The 17625-nt window shown below is 67.2% G+C and carries 16 protein-coding genes; 13 read left to right on the top strand and 3 right to left on the bottom strand.

The window, feature by feature from the left end; translation table 11 throughout:
- The first annotated feature begins 38 nt into the window (after positions 1-38).
- The 6 genes from ABE571_RS01095 to ABE571_RS01070 all read left to right on the top strand — a co-directional run bounded on the left by ABE571_RS01095 (position 39) and on the right by ABE571_RS01070 (position 7383).
- Positions 39-2396, top strand: a complete 2358-nt coding sequence (locus ABE571_RS01095) for a DNA translocase FtsK (RefSeq protein ID WP_121036781.1) — start codon at positions 39-41, stop codon at positions 2394-2396.
- A 78-nt stretch (positions 2397-2474) separates the two neighbouring features.
- Positions 2475-4448, top strand: a complete 1974-nt coding sequence (locus ABE571_RS01090; RefSeq protein ID WP_346493118.1) for a DUF3857 domain-containing protein — start codon at positions 2475-2477, stop codon at positions 4446-4448.
- Positions 4449-4555: 107 nt separating this feature from the next.
- Positions 4556-5194, top strand: a complete 639-nt coding sequence (gene lolA, locus ABE571_RS01085; RefSeq protein ID WP_070471577.1) for an outer membrane lipoprotein chaperone LolA — start codon at positions 4556-4558, stop codon at positions 5192-5194.
- Positions 5195-5315: 121 nt separating this feature from the next.
- Positions 5316-6617, top strand: a complete 1302-nt coding sequence (locus ABE571_RS01080) for a replication-associated recombination protein A (protein WP_313211037.1) — start codon at positions 5316-5318, stop codon at positions 6615-6617.
- A complete protein-coding gene (gene crcB, locus ABE571_RS01075; protein ID WP_313211036.1) occupies positions 6617-7015 on the top strand; it encodes a fluoride efflux transporter CrcB in 399 nt (132 codons plus the stop codon). The genes ABE571_RS01080 and crcB overlap by 1 nt, the downstream gene beginning before the upstream one ends.
- 95 nt (positions 7016-7110) lie before the next feature.
- The gene (locus ABE571_RS01070) at positions 7111-7383 is read left to right on the top strand and encodes a hypothetical protein (RefSeq protein WP_019184750.1); all 273 of its coding nucleotides are present in this window, start codon (positions 7111-7113) and stop codon (positions 7381-7383) included.
- Here the strand turns inward: ABE571_RS01070 and ABE571_RS01065 are convergent.
- Positions 7376-8269: a LysR substrate-binding domain-containing protein gene (locus tag ABE571_RS01065; RefSeq protein ID WP_313218297.1), complete on the bottom strand. Its 894-nt coding sequence runs from the start codon at positions 8267-8269 to the stop codon at positions 7376-7378. The genes ABE571_RS01070 and ABE571_RS01065 overlap by 8 nt on opposite strands.
- Before the next feature lie 51 nt (positions 8270-8320).
- A complete protein-coding gene (locus tag ABE571_RS01060) occupies positions 8321-9316 on the bottom strand; it encodes a WYL domain-containing protein (RefSeq protein WP_346481034.1) in 996 nt (331 codons plus the stop codon).
- 114 nt (positions 9317-9430) lie between these two features.
- Between ABE571_RS01060 and ABE571_RS01055 the strand changes: the two genes are divergently transcribed.
- Positions 9431-10036 (top strand): glutathione S-transferase family protein, encoded by a 606-nt coding sequence (locus ABE571_RS01055; RefSeq protein ID WP_346493036.1) that lies wholly within the window; start codon positions 9431-9433, stop codon positions 10034-10036.
- Between the two features lie 113 nt (positions 10037-10149).
- Positions 10150-11595, top strand: coding sequence for an amidohydrolase family protein (locus ABE571_RS01050; RefSeq protein ID WP_346493035.1), 1446 nt, complete (start codon positions 10150-10152; stop codon positions 11593-11595).
- A gap of 170 nt (positions 11596-11765) precedes the next feature.
- Here ABE571_RS01050 and ABE571_RS01045 read toward each other — a convergent pair whose 3' ends face one another.
- Positions 11766-12371 carry an NAD(P)H-dependent oxidoreductase gene (locus ABE571_RS01045; RefSeq protein WP_313211031.1) on the bottom strand — a complete coding sequence of 202 codons (606 nt, stop codon included), beginning with the start codon at positions 12369-12371 and terminating at the stop codon, positions 11766-11768.
- Positions 12372-12490: 119 nt separating this feature from the next.
- Here ABE571_RS01045 and ABE571_RS01040 point away from each other — a divergent pair, with 119 nt between their 5' ends.
- From ABE571_RS01040 to ABE571_RS01020, 5 genes are all read left to right on the top strand, one after another.
- On the top strand, positions 12491-13051 hold the full coding sequence (locus tag ABE571_RS01040) for a TetR/AcrR family transcriptional regulator (protein ID WP_313211030.1): 561 nt from the start codon (positions 12491-12493) through the stop codon (positions 13049-13051).
- Between the two features lie 27 nt (positions 13052-13078).
- Positions 13079-13912 (top strand): hypothetical protein, encoded by an 834-nt coding sequence (locus tag ABE571_RS01035; protein WP_346493034.1) that lies wholly within the window; start codon positions 13079-13081, stop codon positions 13910-13912.
- An 82-nt stretch (positions 13913-13994) separates the two neighbouring features.
- Positions 13995-15002, top strand: coding sequence for an alpha/beta hydrolase-fold protein (locus ABE571_RS01030; protein WP_313211028.1), 1008 nt, complete (start codon positions 13995-13997; stop codon positions 15000-15002).
- 121 nt (positions 15003-15123) lie between these two features.
- The gene (locus ABE571_RS01025) at positions 15124-16506 is read left to right on the top strand and encodes an ATP-binding protein (protein ID WP_313218306.1); all 1383 of its coding nucleotides are present in this window, start codon (positions 15124-15126) and stop codon (positions 16504-16506) included.
- A gap of 69 nt (positions 16507-16575) precedes the next feature.
- Positions 16576-17610, top strand: coding sequence for an ABC transporter substrate-binding protein (locus ABE571_RS01020; protein WP_313211026.1), 1035 nt, complete (start codon positions 16576-16578; stop codon positions 17608-17610).
- Positions 17611-17625 lie beyond the last annotated feature (15 nt).

The following is a 17625-nucleotide window of genomic DNA, read 5'->3' as shown; positions in this document are numbered from 1 at the left end:
TCAAGCACTAACAGTGCATTCCCAAGGTGTGGTCTAAGGTGGCGAAACAGGTCCCGGAACGAGCCAAGGCGTCCGACAGCAAGGCAGCGCCGCGCAAACCGGCCGGCGAGGACAATCCGCGCCGGCAGCGCCTGTGGCGCGACCTGGGGTTGATCGCGGTCGCCCCGGCATTGCTGTATCTGGTCGCCAGTCTGTTCACCTACTCGGCCACCGACCCTGGCTGGTCGCATACCGGCAGCGTGGTCGCGCCGGTCCACAACATGGGCGGTCGCGCCGGTGCCTGGATCGCCGATGTCCTGCTGCAGCTGTTCGGCTACATGGCCTTCGTGCTGCCGATCGTGCTGGGCGCACTGGCCTGGATCGCGATGTTCGGCCTGAAGCGGGAAGCCAAGGGCGAGCATGACCTGGATCCGGCGCTGCGCCTGGTCGGCCTGGTCGGTTTCCTGATCGCCGGCACCGGCTTCCTGCATCTGCGCCTGTTCGTGGCCGATGTAGCCCATGCCGGCGGCATCCTCGGCAAGCTGGTGGGCAGCTCGCTCAGCGTCGGTTTCGGCGCATTGGGCGCCAACCTGTTCGTACTGGTCCTGCTGCTGGCCTCGATCACCCTGGCCACGGGCATCTCCTGGTTCGTGGTGATGGAGAAGATCGGCAACTGGGTGCTGGCGCTGCCGCCGCTGTTCAACAAGAAGAAGGAGCAGGCCACCGAGTGGCAGCAGACCCGCGCGATGCGCGAGGAGCGCCAGGAAGTGCGCAAGGTCGACGCCGAGGTCCGCGCCAAGCGCGAGCCGGTCAAGATCGAGCCGCGCCCGGAGCCGGTGCTGGAGAAGAGCGACCGCGCCAAGCGCGAGACCCAGATTCCCATGTTCCGCGGGGTCAATGGCGATGGTTCGGATGTGCCGCCGCTGGCACTGCTGGACGATCCCAAGCCGCAGCCCAAGGGCTACGACGAGGGCACGCTGGAAACGCTGTCGCGCCAGATCGAGTTCAAGCTCAAGGACTTCCGTATCGATGCGCAGGTGGTGGGTGCCTATCCCGGCCCGGTCATCACCCGCTTCGAAATCGAGCCGGCCCCGGGCATCAAGGTCAGCCAGATCAGTTCGCTGGACAAGGACATCGCGCGCGGGCTGTCAGTCAAATCCGTGCGCGTGGTCGATGTGATTCCGGGCAAGTCGGTGGTGGGTCTGGAGATCCCCAACGTCACCCGCGAGATGATCTATCTCTCCGAGCTGCTGCGCTCCAAGGAATACGACAAGTCCGCCAGCGTACTGACCCTGGCGCTGGGCAAGGACATCGCCGGCCGCCCGACCGTGGCCGATCTGGCGCGCATGCCGCATCTGCTGGTGGCCGGCACCACCGGCTCGGGCAAGTCCGTGGCGGTCAACGCGATGGTGTTGAGCCTGCTGTACAAGGCCTCGCCGAAAGACCTGCGGATGCTGATGATCGACCCGAAGATGCTCGAGCTGAGCGTCTACCAGGGCATCCCGCATCTGCTGGCGCCGGTGGTCACCGACATGAAGGAGGCCGCCAACGGCCTGCGCTGGTGCGTGGCCGAAATGGAGCGGCGCTACAAGCTGATGAGCGCGGTGGGCGTACGCAACCTGGCCGGCTTCAACAAGAAGGTCAAGGATGCCCAGGACGCCGGGCAGCCGATGATGGACCCGCTGTTCAAGCCCAATCCGGAACTCGGCGAGGCCCCGCGCCCGCTGGAGACGCTGCCCTTCATCGTCATCTTCATCGACGAATTCGCCGACATGATGATGATCGTCGGCAAGAAGGTGGAAGAACTGATCGCGCGCTTGGCGCAGAAGGCGCGTGCGGCCGGCATCCATCTGATCCTGGCCACCCAGCGCCCCTCGGTGGACGTGATCACCGGCTTGATCAAGGCCAACATCCCGACCCGCATCGGCTTCCAGGTCAGCTCGAAGATCGATTCGCGCACCATTCTGGATCAGTCCGGCGCGGAAACGCTGCTCGGCCATGGCGACATGCTGTACCTGCCGCCGGGTACCGCGTTGCCGGACCGCGTGCACGGTGCGTTCGTCTCCGATGAGGAAGTGCACCGCGTGGTCGAACATCTCAAGGCCAGCGGCCCGACCGACTACATCACCGGCGTGCTGGACGAAGTGCAGATGATGGGCGATGGCGTCGTGGTCGGCCCCGGTGGCCTGCCCGAGGCGGGCGGCGGTGGCGGCGATGAGTCCGATCCGCTGTACGACGAGGCCCTGCGCATCGTCACCGAAACCCGCCGTGCCTCCATCTCCGGCGTGCAGCGTCGCCTGAAGATCGGCTACAACCGTGCTGCGCGCCTGATTGAAGCGATGGAGGCGGCTGGCGTGGTCAGCCCGCCCGAGCACAATGGCGACCGCAGCGTGCTGGCGCCGCCCCCGCCCAAGTAACGCCGGGCGCGGCCTGGCTGTATGGAACCCGGGCGCTGCCCGGGTGTTGCCGAGCACAAGGAACCTGCAATGAAGCCGATGATCTGGACGATGCTGGGCGCCATGACGCTTGCGCCGGCAGTGGCGTGGGCCGATGCCCAGCCCGTACCGGCACCCGCGACACCCGCGACACCCGTTGCACCGACCACCCCGGGCGGGCAGGGCGGCCCGGCCGCGGGCGCTGAAGCGCAGGCCAGCAACAACTTCAGTTTCGTACGCTATCGTGCCGACTACGTGGTGCGCCCCGATGCGGGCAATACGCAGACCGAAGAGTACGACATCCTGCTCAAGACCAAATCGGCGGTCGAGCAGTTCAGCCAGGTGCGGCTGAGCTACAGCGAGAAGATGGAGACGCTGGAGGTGCTGCAGGCCTACACGTTGACGGCGGACGGCCAGCGCCGCGACGTGCCGGCCGACCGCATCTATACCCAGGAAAGCTATTCCAGCGCGGCCGCGGCGATGTACGCCGACCGCAAGGTGCGCGTGGTGGTCTTCCCGAATCTGGCGCCCGGTACCCGCGTGGTCTACCAGACCCGGCGCACCCAGAACACGCCGTATTTCCCGGGCTACTTCGGCCTGTGGGAAACCTTCAGCGTGTTCACCCAGTACGACGATGCCCGCGTGACCCTGAGTGCGCCTGCCGATCTGCCCATGCAGGTGGAACAGCGTGGCGTGCAGGGCAGCCAGGCGCCGCGTGTGCGCAATGGCATGGCACGCTGGGAATGGACGTACCGGCGCACGGATCCACTGAAGGCGCAGAACTGGTCCGCCGCCGCGTGGGAGTACAGCCCCACCATCATGGCCAGTACGTATCGTGACTGGTCGCAGGTGGCGCAGGCCTATCAGCTCAAAGGTGGCGAGGCCGCCGCGGTCACGCCGCAGATCCAGGCGCTGGCCGACGAGCTCACCCGTGGCATCACCGACCGCCGCGAGCAGGCTGCCGTGCTGTACCGCTGGGTGGCGCAGAACATCCGCTACGTGGCGGTGTACCTGGGCAACGGCGGGCTGGAGCCCAACCCGGCGCAGAGCATCCTCGACAGCCACTACGGCGACTGCAAAGACCATGTCGTGATCCTGGAGGCGTTGTTGGCTGCGCGGGGCATCCAGAGCACGCCGGTGCTGATCGGTGCCGGCGGCGGGCCGACGCTGCCGGCGATTCCGCTGCTGGGCCGTTTCGACCACGCCATCACCTACATCCCCGAGTTCGATCTTTACCTGGACTCGACCGCGCCCTATGCGCGTGTTGGCCAGTTGCCCGAGGGCGATCTCGGTGCGCCGGTGCTGCATACCCGCCAGGCCGTGGTGGCGCGCACCCCGGCCAACGATGCCTCGCGCAACGGCACCGGGATCGAGGCGGCGTTCCGGTTCGATGCGGCGGGCAATCTGTCTGGCCAGACCGTGCTGCACCCCAGCGGCGTGACCGAAATTGGCATGCGCGGCGCCTTCGCGCGGCTCAACGCGCAGAACCGGGCGCGTGCCGAAGAATCGATGATGGCCGCGTCCGGCTTCGACGGCAGTGGCGCACTGACACTGCTGGGCGACCCGCAGGACCTGACCCGGCCGTTCAACTTCCGCTATGACTTCCAGGCCAGCGACTACGTCGATTTCGGCGCGGTCGGCGGGATGGGGGTGCCTGACGCACCGGGGAGCCAATCGTTCCGCGACCTGTACGCCAGCACATCGGCGCCGGACAATGCCACGCCGTTCTACTGCAACGACAGTCTGCGCGATGAGCGCTACCAGCTGACCTTCCCGGCCAACGTGCCGATCGTGGCGATTCCGCGCAGCCAGCACTTCGCCAACGCGGCCGGTGAGTATCAGGTGGAGTGGACGCGCGACGGGCAGGTGATCACCGCGCGACATCGACTGCACCAGCGCGCCGTGCGCGGGGCCGATGCGCTGTGCCTGCCGCAGGACTATGCCGCCTTCCGCGAGCTGTACCAGCAGGTCCGGCGCGGGTTCCGTGGGCAGGTGGTGTACGGGGATCTGAAGACGGTGCAGGCTGGCCCGTGAGGGCGCTGGATGGATCTGGTTTCCAGCGCATAATGTGTCCCTGATCGCCCATTCAGGATTGAATGGGCACACTGCCTCCCATCCTTCCCATTCGCCTGGATACCCGCATGCACACCACTTTCCGCCGCTCCCTGCTTGCTGCCACCCTGGTTGTCGCCAGTGTCGGTTCGGCGTCGGCCTGGGCGGGCGCCCGTGATGAGCTCAACCGCTTCACCCAGGGTCTGAAGGGCCTGGACGGGCAGTTCAGCCAGCAGGTGTTCGACAGCAAGGGCAAGGTCAAGGAAACCACCAGCGGCCGTGTTGCGTTGTCCGCGCCGCGCCTGTTCCGCTGGGAGTACATCAAGCCGCACGAACAGTTGATCGTGGCCGATGGCAAGAAGGTCTGGGTGTATGAGCCGGACCTGGAGCAGGCCAGCGTGCGCCCGCAGGGCCAGGAAGAGCAGAACAGCCCGCTGACCGCCCTGATCAATCCGGCGCTGCTGGACAAGCAGTACGACGTCAGCGAAGAGGCGGCCGTGCGTGATGGCCTGCAGTGGCTGGCGCTGAGCCCGAAGCGTGATACCGATACCGCCTTCCAGTACGCCGCACTGGGCTTCAATGGCCAGGGCCTGGCCCGCATGGAAGTCGTGGATGCGGTTGGCCAGCGCACGGTGATCAGCTTCACTGGCTGGAAGCGCAACCCGAGCTTCGCCTCGGGCACCTTCAGCTTCACCCCGGCCAAGGGTGTGGACGTCATCGGCGAATGACGGTGTAGTGCCGGCCGCTGGCCGGCATGCCCGCTGCAATCTGCCGCGATACACTAGACACGTGGCCAGAAACCGAACGACTTTCAATGGGCCCGATCTGCTGACCGTGGATCGGGACAACATGCGTCCGCTCGCCGAGCGGATGCGCCCGCAGACGCTGGACGAGATGGTGGGCCAGAAGCGCCTGCTCGCACCGGGCAGCGCGCTGCGCCGGGCGGTCGAGTCCGGCCATGTGCACTCGATGATCCTGTGGGGCCCGCCAGGCTGCGGCAAGACCACGCTGTCGCTGCTGCTGGCGCATTACGCCGATGCCGAGTTCCGCGCGATCTCCGCCGTGCTGTCCGGCCTGCCGGAGGTGCGCCAGGTGCTGGCCGAGGCCGCGCAGCGCTTCGCCGAGGGGCGCCGCACGGTGCTGTTCGTGGACGAGGTGCACCGCTTCAACAAGGCCCAGCAGGATGCGTTCCTGCCGCACATCGAGCGCGGCACGATCGTGTTCGTGGGCGCCACGACCGAAAACCCCTCGTTCGAACTGAACTCGGCGCTGCTGTCGCGCTGCCGCGTGCACGTACTGGAGTCGGTGTCGCCAAGTGACATCGTCGAGGCGCTGGAACGTGCGCTGCAGGACACCGAGCGCGGTCTGGGCGCGGAGCATCTGCAGGTGGCACCCGAGGCGTTGCTGGAGATCGCAACCGCAGCCGATGGTGACGTGCGCCGTGGACTGACGCTGTTGGAGATCGCGGCCGAACTGGCCAGCGGCGACGGCGGGCGGATCAGTCCGGAGATGCTGGTGCAGGTGCTGGCCGATCGCACCCGTCGTTTCGACAAGGGCGGCGAGCAGTTCTACGACCAGATCTCGGCGCTGCACAAATCCGTGCGCAGCTCCAACCCCGATGCCGCGCTGTACTGGCTGACCCGCATGCTCGATGGCGGCTGCGATCCGTCGTACCTGGCAAGGCGCCTGACCCGGATGGCGATCGAGGACATCGGCCTGGCCGATCCGCGCGCGCAGTCGATGGCGTTGGAGGCGTGGGATATCTATGAACGCCTGGGCAGCCCGGAGGGCGAGCTCGCCTTCGCGCAACTCGTGCTTTATCTGGCCAGTACCGCCAAATCAAACGCCGGCTACGCCGCCTTCAACAAGGCCAAGCAGGAAGTGCGCGAGACCGGTACCCAGGAGGTTCCGCTGCACCTGCGCAACGCGCCGACCAAGCTGATGAAGGAGCTGGGCTACGGCAAGACCTATCAGTACGATCACGACGCGGACGGGGGAATTGCGCTGGATCAGACCGGCTTCCCCGATGCGATGGGTGAGCGCGTGTATTACGAACCGGTGCCGCGCGGGCTGGAGATCAAGCTGAAAGAGAAGCTGGACCGCCTGCGTGCGGCGCGGGCACAGGCGCGGGCAGAGAAAGGCGCTGACTGATGGAAGGCCTGGGCCTGTGGTGGCAGCAGCTTGGGCTGGTGATGGCCGGTGGCGCACTGGGCGCGGCGCTGCGTTTCATGATCGGCGATGCGATGCTGCGCCAGTTCGGGACTGGCTTCCCGTGGGGCACGCTGACGGTGAACCTGGTCGGCGCGTTCGTGGCGGGTTACGTGATGATCTGGCTGCAGAGTCGGGGCACGGCCGCAGTGTACTGGCGCGCCTTTCTGATCGTGGGGATCGTGGGCGGGCTGACCACGTTCTCCTCGATGATGCTCGAGTCGCTGGTGTTCACCCGTACCGATCGCAGCCTGATGGTGCCGCTGTACCTCGGGGTGAGCCTGGTCGGCGGGATGCTGCTGGTGTGGGCGGGCGCGCGCGTGGCAGAGGCGTGGCGCTGACGCTTGCGTCGCAAATGCAGAAATCCACGGAAAACGCTGGATTAAAGTGATGTCTCACGATATCGTGCGCGCCCCCGTTTGCATCCTCGTCCGTCATGCGCGATGAACAAGACCCCGGAACACTGGAACTGACGCTGCCGCGCAAGCGCGGCCGTCCGCCCACGTTCGGCTACGCGATGACCGATGCGCAGCGTGCGGCCCGCTACCGTGCGCGCCGCGCCGGCCAGGCCGGTCACGCCGATGTGCGCAACTGCAGCGACATGGTGCTGCTGGACAAGATCCGTGCCTCGATCACCAGCAAGGACCCGGAGCTGACCGGTTTCCTGGTGCACGTGCTCTGGCAGCGCTACCCGCTGCAGCTCAAGTAGGCGCGCCCGCCCGCTCCTGGTTGAGCAGCTTGGCCAAGCGCAGTGCCAGCGCCTTGACCAGCGGGTCGGCGGTGGCGCGATGGAGCAGGGCGATCTCGAACGTATCGATCGGCGGCAGGCCCTGTTCGGCGCCGAGCACGGTGTGATCGCGACTCAGGGCGCGTGCCGGCAGCAGGCTGATGCCCATGCCATCGGCTACCGCGCCCTGGATGCCACTCAGGCTGGAGCTGGTGAAGCTGATCCGCCAGCGGCGGCCGAGTGCTTCGATGGCATCGATGATGTCGTCGCGATACAGCCCGCGCGGCGGGAAGGTGACCAATGGCACCGGATCCAGGCCGATGCAGCCATTGCGGGCACTGTCGATCCAGACCATGGTCTCCGGCCAGCAGGCAACGGCGGCGCGGCTGTTGCGGCGCTGCTTGACCAGGATCAGATCCAGTTCGCCGTGATCGTAGCCATTGGCCAGGTCGCGGCTGAGGCCGCTGGTGACTTCGAGCTTGACCTGGGGGTGCTCGCGGTTGAAGGCGCCCAGCAGCTGGGTGGTCGCGGCGCTGACGAAATCCTCCGGCACGCCCAAGCGCACCGTGACGGCCACCGTGGTGCCGGCCAGCGCTTCCAGCAGCTGATCGTTGAGCGCCAGCAGCTGACGCGCGTGGCCCAGGACGAGCTGCCCGGCATCGGTGGGGTGCACGTCGCGGTTGCCGCGCACCAGCAGTGGATGGCCCGCCATCTCCTCCAGCCGGCGGATCTTCTGGCTGATGGTGGATTGGGTGGAGTGCAGGCGTGCGGCGGCGGTGGTGAAGCTGGCGCAATCGGCCACCATCACCATCGCGCGCAGCAGATCAAGATCGAACAGGGTGCGATTCGGTTTTTCACTGGCGGTCATGCTGCCATTGTGGAGCGCAATGGCAGCGGCCGCCATGGCAATGCAGGGCGGCTAATCGCCCGTGGGCATCGGCTCGGCATCGGCAGGGCGCTGCGTCAGGCTGCGGGCCACCCGTTCGGCGGTCTGGCGAAGTCGCTCGATGAGCGCTGGTGGTCCCAGTACCTCGAACTCCAGGTCCATGGCCAGCAGCCAATAGATCACCGAGCCAAGCGGGTTGGCGCCGCAGCGCAGCAGGCAACGCCCCGCATCCACGACCTCCAGTACGCCAGTCGATGCGGGAATCTGCTGACGCAGGGCAGCCAAGGGCGCGTGCAGGATGATCCGCGCCTCGTCGGGGTACTGCCCGAGCGACAGTGCCTGGGCGACCCACCGGCGCAGATCGCCTTCGCCGGGCCCGGCGCGCGGCGCGAAATGCGCGCCCACCACGGGCGTGCTGGTGATGCGATCGATGCGGAAGGTGCGCCAGTCGTCGCGTGCAGGATCCCAGGCGACCAGATACCAACGCCGGTCCGTGTGCACCACGCCTTGGGGCTCCACCTGGCGTGAGCTTGGCTGGCCATCGCGGTCGATGTACTCGAAGGCCAGTTGCAGCTGGTCGCGGCAGGCGGCAGCCAGAGTGGTCAGCCGGCCGGCATCGACCAGCGGGCCGATCTGGTCCGTCGGCAGGATCGCCGAGCGCAGCGCGTCCAACCGGGGGCGCAGGCGCGGGGGCATGGCCTGCTCAAGTTTGACCAGCGCGGTGATCGCGGTCTGCTCGATGCCGCTGATCGTGCCGGTCACGGCCGTCCGCAATGCGATCGCTGCTGCGAGGGCTTCCTCATCGTCCAGCAGAAGCGGGGGCAGGGCGCGGCCCGGGCGGAAGGCGTAGCCGCCGGCGACACCGGTGCTGGCGTGGATGGGATAGCCCAGCTGGCGCAGCCGGTCGATGTCGCGGCGGAGCGTGCGTGGATGGATGCCCATGCGCTCGGCCAGCATGCCGCCGCCCCAATGCGGGCGCGATTGCAGCAGGGACAGCAGGCTCAGCAGGCGGGCGGAGGCGGTCAGCATCGAGAAAGCGTAGCAGCCATTGCGGGCGGGTTCTGTCCGCAAAGGCCGTTAGCCTTGAGGCCACGGTGCAGGACCACTTCGGTCGCACCCCTGACCACCCTCAAGGAGTTCCAGATGTCCCTCGTCTTCTATTGGCACCCGATGTCCAGCGCCACCCCGATCGCCTGCGCCCTGGCCGAACTGGCCGTCCCTCATGAGCGGGTCAGGATCGACATCCGCGCCGGCGAGCAGCGCACGGCCGACTACCTGGCCATCAATCCCAACGGCAAGGTGCCGTGCCTGGTGGTGGATGGCACGCCGATGTTCGAAGCCCTGGCGATCCACCTGTGGCTGGGCGAGCACTTCGGCGTGGCCAAGGGTCTGTGGCCGCACGACGGTACGCCGGCGCGCCTGGAGGCGATGTCCTGGTGCACCTGGGCGTATGTCACCTATGGCGCGGTGATCGGTCGCGTGTGGCTGGCCACCTCGGACGATGCGCTGCGCGATGCCGACCATGCCGCCGCCGCAATCCGCACCGCCACCGCGCTGCTGGACCTGCTGCAGGCGCGCCTGTCGCAGCAGCCTTGGATGCTCGGTGAGGCCTACTCGCTGGTGGATCTGGTGGTTGGCCAGGTGGTCGGCTATGGCACGTATCTGGGCGCTGCGGTGGAGGCGCACCCGGCGGTGGCGGCCTGGCTGCAACAGGTGCAGGCGCGGCCGGCGATGCAGGGCACGGTCTGAGCGGGGCACTGTGTATCGGGAATGTGCATGACGCGCATTCCAAAATTTAACTGGTGAATGGACCGGGCCCGACCGTAAGGTGGCCCGGTTCTCCATTTTCCGGTGCACTGCCCATGTCCCTGCGTCTTGCCCTTCCCGTGCTGCTTGCACTGGCCCCTTCCGCGTTCGCGGCCGAGCAGGCCGATCTGATGATCCGGCATGTCACCGTGATCGATGTCGAGCACGCTACCACCGTGGCGGACCAGACCGTGGTGGTGCGGGGCCAGGACATCGTTGCGATGGGCAGCGATCGGGCCATGCGCAAGGCCTGGCAGGCCAGGCAGCAGGTGGACGGCAAGGGCCGCTACCTGATTCCGGGTTTGTGGGACATGCACGTGCACTTCGGGGGCGGCCCGGATCTGATCGAAGAGAACAAGGCGCTGCTGCCGCTGTACATCGCCCATGGCATCACCACCATCCGTGACGCGTCCGGCGATCTGCCCGAGCAGGTGCTGCAGTGGCGCGGCGAGATCGCCAGCGGCCAGTTGGCCGGCCCGCAGTTGTTCACCTCGGGTGCCAAGATCGAAGGCATCAAGCCGGTCTGGAAAGGCACCATCGAAGTCGGTTCGCAGGCGGATCTGGATGCGGCGTTCGTGCGCCTCAAGCGCGACCGCGTCGATTTCGTCAAGATCACCGACAGCACGCTGACGCCTGAGTTGTTCCTGGCCGCGGTACGTGGCGCGCGCGCCAACGGGTTGCGTGCGTCCGGGCATATCCCGATGGCACTGACCGTCCAGCAGGCCGTCGATGCCGGCATCAGCTCCATCGAGCATCTGGACTATGCCTACAAGGCCGGCGTCAAGGACGAGGCCGCCATTGCGGCGGACTTCGCGGCCAAGCGCATCGATCGCGCGCAGGCCAACGCACGATTGGATGCGGGCTTCGACCGTGACACCGCCATGGCCGCCTATCGCGGTTTCGCAGCGAAGGGGGTGTTCGTGACGCCGACCCTCAATGGCGGGCGCATCCTGGACTTCCTGGACCAGGACGACCATCGCGACGATCCCTATCTGGCCTACATCGGCCCAAAGCTGCAGGCCACCTACGCCTGGCGCGTCGAGCGTGCGGCCAAGGCCACGCCGGCACAGATCCAGGCGCGGCATCAGGAGTACCACCAGGTCGCCGCGGTGCTGCCGATGCTGCAGCAGGCCGGGGTCACGATCATGGCCGGCACCGATGCGGGCTTCCTCAACTCGTTCAACTACCCCGGCATCGGCCTGCATGACGAACTGTCACTGTTCGTCAAGGAAGGGCTGACCCCAGCGCAGGCACTCTCGGCGGCCACGCGCGCGGGCCCGGCCTGGTTCGGCACGCTGGATCGTTACGGTGCGGTCGCGCCGGGCAAGGCGGCCGATCTGGTGTTGCTGGAGCGCAATCCGCTGGAAGACATCGAGGCCACACGCAGCATCCAGTACGTGGTGCTGCGTGGCCAAGGCTATGACCGCAAGGCGCTGGATGCGCTGCTGGCCCAGACCAGGGCGAAGGTCGCGGCCTGGAAGGCGGAAGAAACGAAGGAGTAATGGAGGCGAGCGCGCTCACCGGCGTGGTGGGCGCGCTCCGGCCTGGACAATGCGCCGGGCTGCGGCAATGTCAGCGAGGTGCAGTTGACGGTGCGGCCGTCGGCAAAGCGCGCGGTCGCGCTGCCATCGGCGAGCGTGGTCTGCTGCACCTGCCGTTGCACCGGATCGGCTCAGTGGGCTGCCGCGCCGGGCGTGATGGCAATGCGCTGCCCCAGCGCATGCGCCGTCTGCAGATGGGTCTGTGCATCGCCCGCATCTGTTTCCAGCAGCAGCGTGGAGGACAGCACCGGCGCGCCGCAGTAGTCGAAGATGCCGGTGTCGATCTGGGTCTTCATCGCCTCGGTATAGCCGCGCTTGTGCCACGTGCGCTCATCGGCGCCACCCAGGCCGACCAGGTGGACAGGCAGGTGCCCGAGTTTCTTGAGTACGCCCTGGCCGCTGCTGTCGTCGTAGGCCCAGCCACCGGTAAAGACCCGGTCGATCCAGCCCTTCATCAGCGCCGGCATGCTCCACCAGTAGACCGGAAACACAAGGACCAGCGCGTCAGCCCGGTCCAGGCGGGCCTGTTCGGCCAGAACATCGGCGGGAAAGGGCGCCTGACGATGATGGCCCTTCAGGTCGTCCTGGGTGAAGCGGGGGTCGAAGCCCTCTGCAGTCAGGTCGGCCAGTTCGATTGTCGCGCCGGCGGTTTCGGCGATGCCGTCGGCAATGCGGCGGGCGACGGCGTGGGTCAGCCCGTCGGGGTCGGGATGGGAGGTGACGATCAAGGTGTGCATGGGATTCCAGAAAGAGGCGGAGGCTGTATACTTTTGGTAAGTTACGACTCGTAAGTTACGATTGGTATATAGCAATGTCAAGTCCGCACGATCCTGGCTCTGCCACCCCTCGTCGCCGGATGAGCCGCGACGACCGCCTGCGCCAGTTGCTGGAGGTGGCCTGGCGTCTGATTCGCGAGGAGGGTACTGACGCACTGACGTTGGGGCGCCTTGCCGAGCAGGCCGGGGTGACCAAGCCGGTGGTGTATGACCATTTCGGCACCCGCGCCGGACTGTTGGCGGCGCTGTACCAGGATTTCGATGCGCGCCAGGGCGTGGTGATGGACGCGCGGTTTGCCGACAGCGGTTCGACGCTTGCGGAGAAGGCGCAGGTCATCGCCGATGCCTACGTGGCCTGTGTGATGAAGCAGGGGCGTGAGATTCCCGGCGTGATCGCCGCGCTGGCCGGCTCGCCCGAGCTGGCGCGCATCAAGCGCGAGTACGACGTGGTGTTTCTCGAGCAGTGCCGCGCGCTGCTCTCACCGTTTGCACCGGCCGGCGCGCTGCCCTTGGCAGGCCTATGGGGCATGCTCGGCGCGGCCGAAGGGCTCTCGTATGCGGCGACGACGGGCGACATCACCCCTGAGCAGGCCGTGCGCGAACTGGCGGCGACGATCGCCGCGATGGTTGCGCGCGGCTGAGCGTTCTACCGTCTGTTTGGCAGTGTCATGCGCGGCGCCACCGAGGATCGGGCGCGTATGATGTCCCGCCTTGTTGGACTGGATGCCATGCGCGTTTTCCTGCCTGTTCTTGTACTTGCTGCCGCGATCGGTGCGACGTTGCCTGCGACCGCTGCGACCGCTGCGACCGCTGCGACGGTTTCGTTGAATGCGCGCCTGGAGGCGGCCTCGAGTGTGCAGGTCAACCAGGTGCCGGTGAGCGGCGCATCACTGATCGGGCGTGTGCAGCAGTTCCGCAACGGCGACAGCCTGATCAGCCTCGGCGACGGTGAGGGTCAGCCGGTCGTGCTGACCCTGTGCAAGGGCAAAGCACATCTGAATCTCGAGGCGAGCTGGCCGGGCGCGCCCGCGGCGAAGACCCAGGAAGAGAAGCAGATGCGCGCATACGGCATGTACATGGCGGTGATGGGCGGGATGGCGATGGTGCAGGGGATCACGGGTGATGCCCTGGCGCTGCCGGCCGAAGGACAGACATCGACAGCGCAGCGCGAGACGTCCTGGGCCTATGGCAAGGAGCTGTACGCGGTAGCGGTGACTCATGTGGCCGGCGGCGAGATCCGGATCAAGATGACCAAGACGGAGAACACCACCCGGACGCCGTCCTCCGGTCCGGATGACATCGTCAATACCGATGGTGACAAGGCAGCACGCCTGGCCGAACTGGACCCGGTAGGGACATCGCGCGAACTGGTGATCGCTGCGGCGCCCATGGCGGAGGGCGTGCCGGACGCGATGTCGTTGCAGGGCTGGATGTCCGCCAGTGGCAAGGGCGGCGCGACGGTAGGTGCGGCGCGCAAGGCCTCGGGCGATTGCGCGCGCTGAACCGGGTGGCGCAACGTCAGTGATACCCATTCTCATTTGAGTTACACTGGCGCGATAGCACCGTCCCTCGCTCCGGGTAGTCATGATTGTTTCGTCGTCGCTGATCTCTTCCGTATCGCCGTGGTTGCGCACGCTGGGCGTAGCGACCGCCATCGGCATGGCGGCGTTGTCGCCCGCTTCGGCGCAGCAGCGCAATCCCGAGCAGAAGGTCGGTGAGACGGTGCTGGATCAGCCGGCGCAGAGCTATCGCTTTGAACACTTCGTGCTCGACAGCCCCGACAAGGCCCGCCGCTGGCGGGTGAATGTCGGTGTGCCGGCCAAGGCCTCGGCCACGCCGGCACCGGTGCTGTACATGCTCGATGGCAACGCCGCGGCGATGGTGCTCGACCAGGCGATGCTTGCCGATCTGGCTGCGCATGCCGCGCCGGTGCTGGTGTTCATCGGCTACGACAACGATCTGCGCATCGATTCCCAGGCGCGCACACGCGACTACACGGCGTGGATCGATACCGCCGACGACGAGAATGGCACGTCGCAGTCCAGCGGTGGCGGTGCGTATGCGTTCCTGGATCTGATCGAGCGCCGGATCAAGCCGGAAGTGCAGCGCCGTGCCCGCATCGATCTGCAGCAGCAGTCGCTGTGGGGCCATTCGCTGGGCGGCCTGTTCGTGGTCAGCACGCTGTATACCCGGCCGGCCGCGTTCCAGCATTACGTGTCGGCCAGCCCGTCACTGTGGTGGAGCCAAGGCGCCCCGCTGGGCGACATGGAGCGCCAGTTCATCGCCAACGCCCAGGGCCAGCCGGCACAGGTCACGGTGATGCTGGGTGGCGACGAGCGCACCGGCAACCGGGGCGTGCGTGACATGACCAATCCGCGCGTGGTCGCGCATCTGCGCCGCATTGGTGGCGCCACGCCCGATGCAGCGCAGCAGCTGGCCGCCCGCCTGGCCAAGGTGCCGGGCCTGACCGTGCAGTACCGCGAATTCCCCGGCCTTGGCCATGGGCCGATGCTGCCGGCATCGCTCAAGGCGACGCTGAGCCAGTTGTATGGCATCACCGATCGCAGCGGCACACCCGCGCCGGCCCCCTGATTTTTCGTTACCCAGGCAGTTCCGTGGCCCTGTGCCACCGCCGCAACGGACCGCGGCCACGCCAAGGCAAGCACTGTGACAACGCGCCAACCGGCGCGCCCCCAACAGAAGGAGTCTGCTGATGTACACCCTGAAAACCCTCCCGCGCGTCGCCACCCTGGCCCTCGCGCTGTCGCTGGCCAGCCCGACCGTGTTCGCCCAGCCGGTGTTCGATGCGCCGGCCAACGGCTTCCGTGGTGAAGTCGTCAGCCGCGGCCAGAACGTGGTGCCGGGCAGCGACGCCGAGGTGATCGGCCGCCAGTTCGTGCCGGGCCAGCAGGTCACCCTGCTGCGCGGTGAGACGGTACTCAATGCCACGCCGTACGTGGTCGATGCCGAGGGCAACTTCAAGGGCAACGTCGCGATTCCGGCCGATGCCGTGCCCGGTCAGCAGCCGGTGATCGTGCGCGCCAGCCAGCCGTCCGCGGCCACGGTGCTGTCGCTGCGCGTCTCGCCGAACCTGCCGCTGAGCGGCCAGCAGAACTTCAGCCAGACCTCGGCCAAGCTGGTCCAGGGCCTGTACCAGTCCGCGTACAGCGCGGCCAGCAACGCGGTGTTCGTCACCGCTGCCGTCGGTCGCCCGCCGGTCACCCAGTCGCAGCTGCTCAAGCTGGACCCGAAGACCCTCAAGGTCACGGCCAGGATCACCCCGGCTGAAGTGCCCGGCGGCAAGGGCGGTGCAGTGTTCGCGGTGTACGGCGTGGGCGTGGATGATGCCAACGGCAACGTGTGGGTCACCAATACCCGCCAGGACACCGTGGCCGTGTATCGCCAGAAGGACCTGTCGCTGGTGCGCCAGTTCGATGTGGGTGCGGTGCCGCATGCCCGCGACATCGTGGTCGACGGGCGTCATGGCAAGGTGTTCGCCTCGGCCGCCGGCGAAGATCATCTCTCGGTATTCGATGCCCGCACCCTGCAGCCGCTGGAGTCGATCACTCTGGCCTCGGGCGTGGACGACAAGAAGTTCGTCCCGATGAGCCTGGTGCTGGATGAAGCGGCCGGCAAGCTGTTCACCGTCAGCATCGGCACGCCGGAAGCGGCGGTGATCGACACCACCACCGGCAAGGTGGAGAAGGTGATCGATCTGGGCAACGCGATCAGCGCCTCCGGCGTGGCCTATGACGCCTCGGCCGGTCGCCTGTACGTGGCCTCGCAGGGCACCGACAACCTGCTGATCGTCGATGTCGCCAGCGGCAAGGTGCTGCACGACGTGCCGGTCGGCGCGGGTGCGCTGAACGTGGCCTTCGAGCCGGTGTCCAAGCTGGCCTATGTGACCAACCGCGGTGCCGGTACGGTGACGGTGGTCGATGGCAACGGCAAGGTGGTGGGCAACCTGGATGGCGGCACCTTCCCGAACCATGTGCGTGAAGATGGCAAGGGCAACGTGTTTGCCGTCAACAAGTCGCGTGATGCCCAGGATCCCAAGGGCGACCGCATCACCCGCATCAGCACCCGCGCGAACTGAATTTCGCGCAGTGCGTTGCACTGGCGGCGGGGCGATCAGCCCCGCCGTTCTGATGAAAGAGGAACTGCCATGAAGTCGATTGTTGTCCGCCGCAGCCTGCTGGCGTTGTCCCTGGTCGCCGTGATTGCCGGGTGCTCGAAAGAGCCTGCCGCGCCGGCTGCCGATACCGCCGCCGCATCGGCCGCGCAGCCCGCCGAAGCGCTGCCGGCGGGCTGGCAGCGTGTGGTGGGTGTGGACGTACCCGACATTGAAGGCGCCACGCAGCAGTTGCCGGCACAGGTCACCTCCGATGACGGTGTGGCCACCACGGTGACCGATACCTCCAGGATCATTGCCGGTGGCGATGACATCATCGCCGTGCTCGAAGCGCTCGGCCTGGACGAGCAGGTGTACGCCGCGCCGCTGCGCTCGGCCACTGAATCCGGCCGCAAGGCCCCCAAACAATTTCTGTTCAACCGCACCACCGGTGTGGAGGGCGTGTTGAGCCTGCAGGGCACCCTGTTCCTGGGCAACAGCCTGCGCCGCCATTCCGATCTGGCCGCCAAGCTGCGCGGTGCAGGCGAAGCGGCGGTGATCGTCGACGATCTGCAGCCGGCCGCGGACAAGGTGCGCAAGGTCGCCGCCGCCGTCGGCATGGCCGAGCAGGGTGAAGCACTGGCTACGAAAGTGCAGTCGCAGCTGGATGCGGCCAAGGCCAGTGGTGCCGCGTTGGCATGGCACCCGCGCGTGATCCACGTGTCCGCGACCGGTGCCGGCGGCGCGCCGACGGTGGCGGGCTCGGACAGCGCCTCGGGCAAGCTGATCACGCTCGCCGGTGGCATCAACATCGGCGACGAAGCCGGTGTGGCCAATTATTCCGCGCTGAGCAACGAAGGCGTGGTGGCTGCGGCGCCCGATGTGATTCTGGTGACCGAGAACGATCTGGCCCTGTTCGGTGGCCAGGCCGGGCTGTGGCGCGCCTATCCAACGCTCCGGCAGACGCCGGCCGGTGCGGCCAACCGCGTGTGGGTGATGCCGGATGTGGAGTTGAAGTCCGCCAGCGTCGCCTCAGGCAGTGGCGCGGTGGCGCTGGCCGCGGCATTTGCAACCGTGCCACGCCCGTGAGTGCTTGAGGCATGG

It is taken from the genome of Stenotrophomonas sp. TWI273 (assembly GCF_039674765.1).
Lineage (GTDB): Bacteria > Pseudomonadota > Gammaproteobacteria > Xanthomonadales > Xanthomonadaceae > Stenotrophomonas.
The sequence above is the reverse complement of the archived record's forward strand: the minus strand, read 5'-3'. Positions and strand labels throughout refer to the sequence as shown.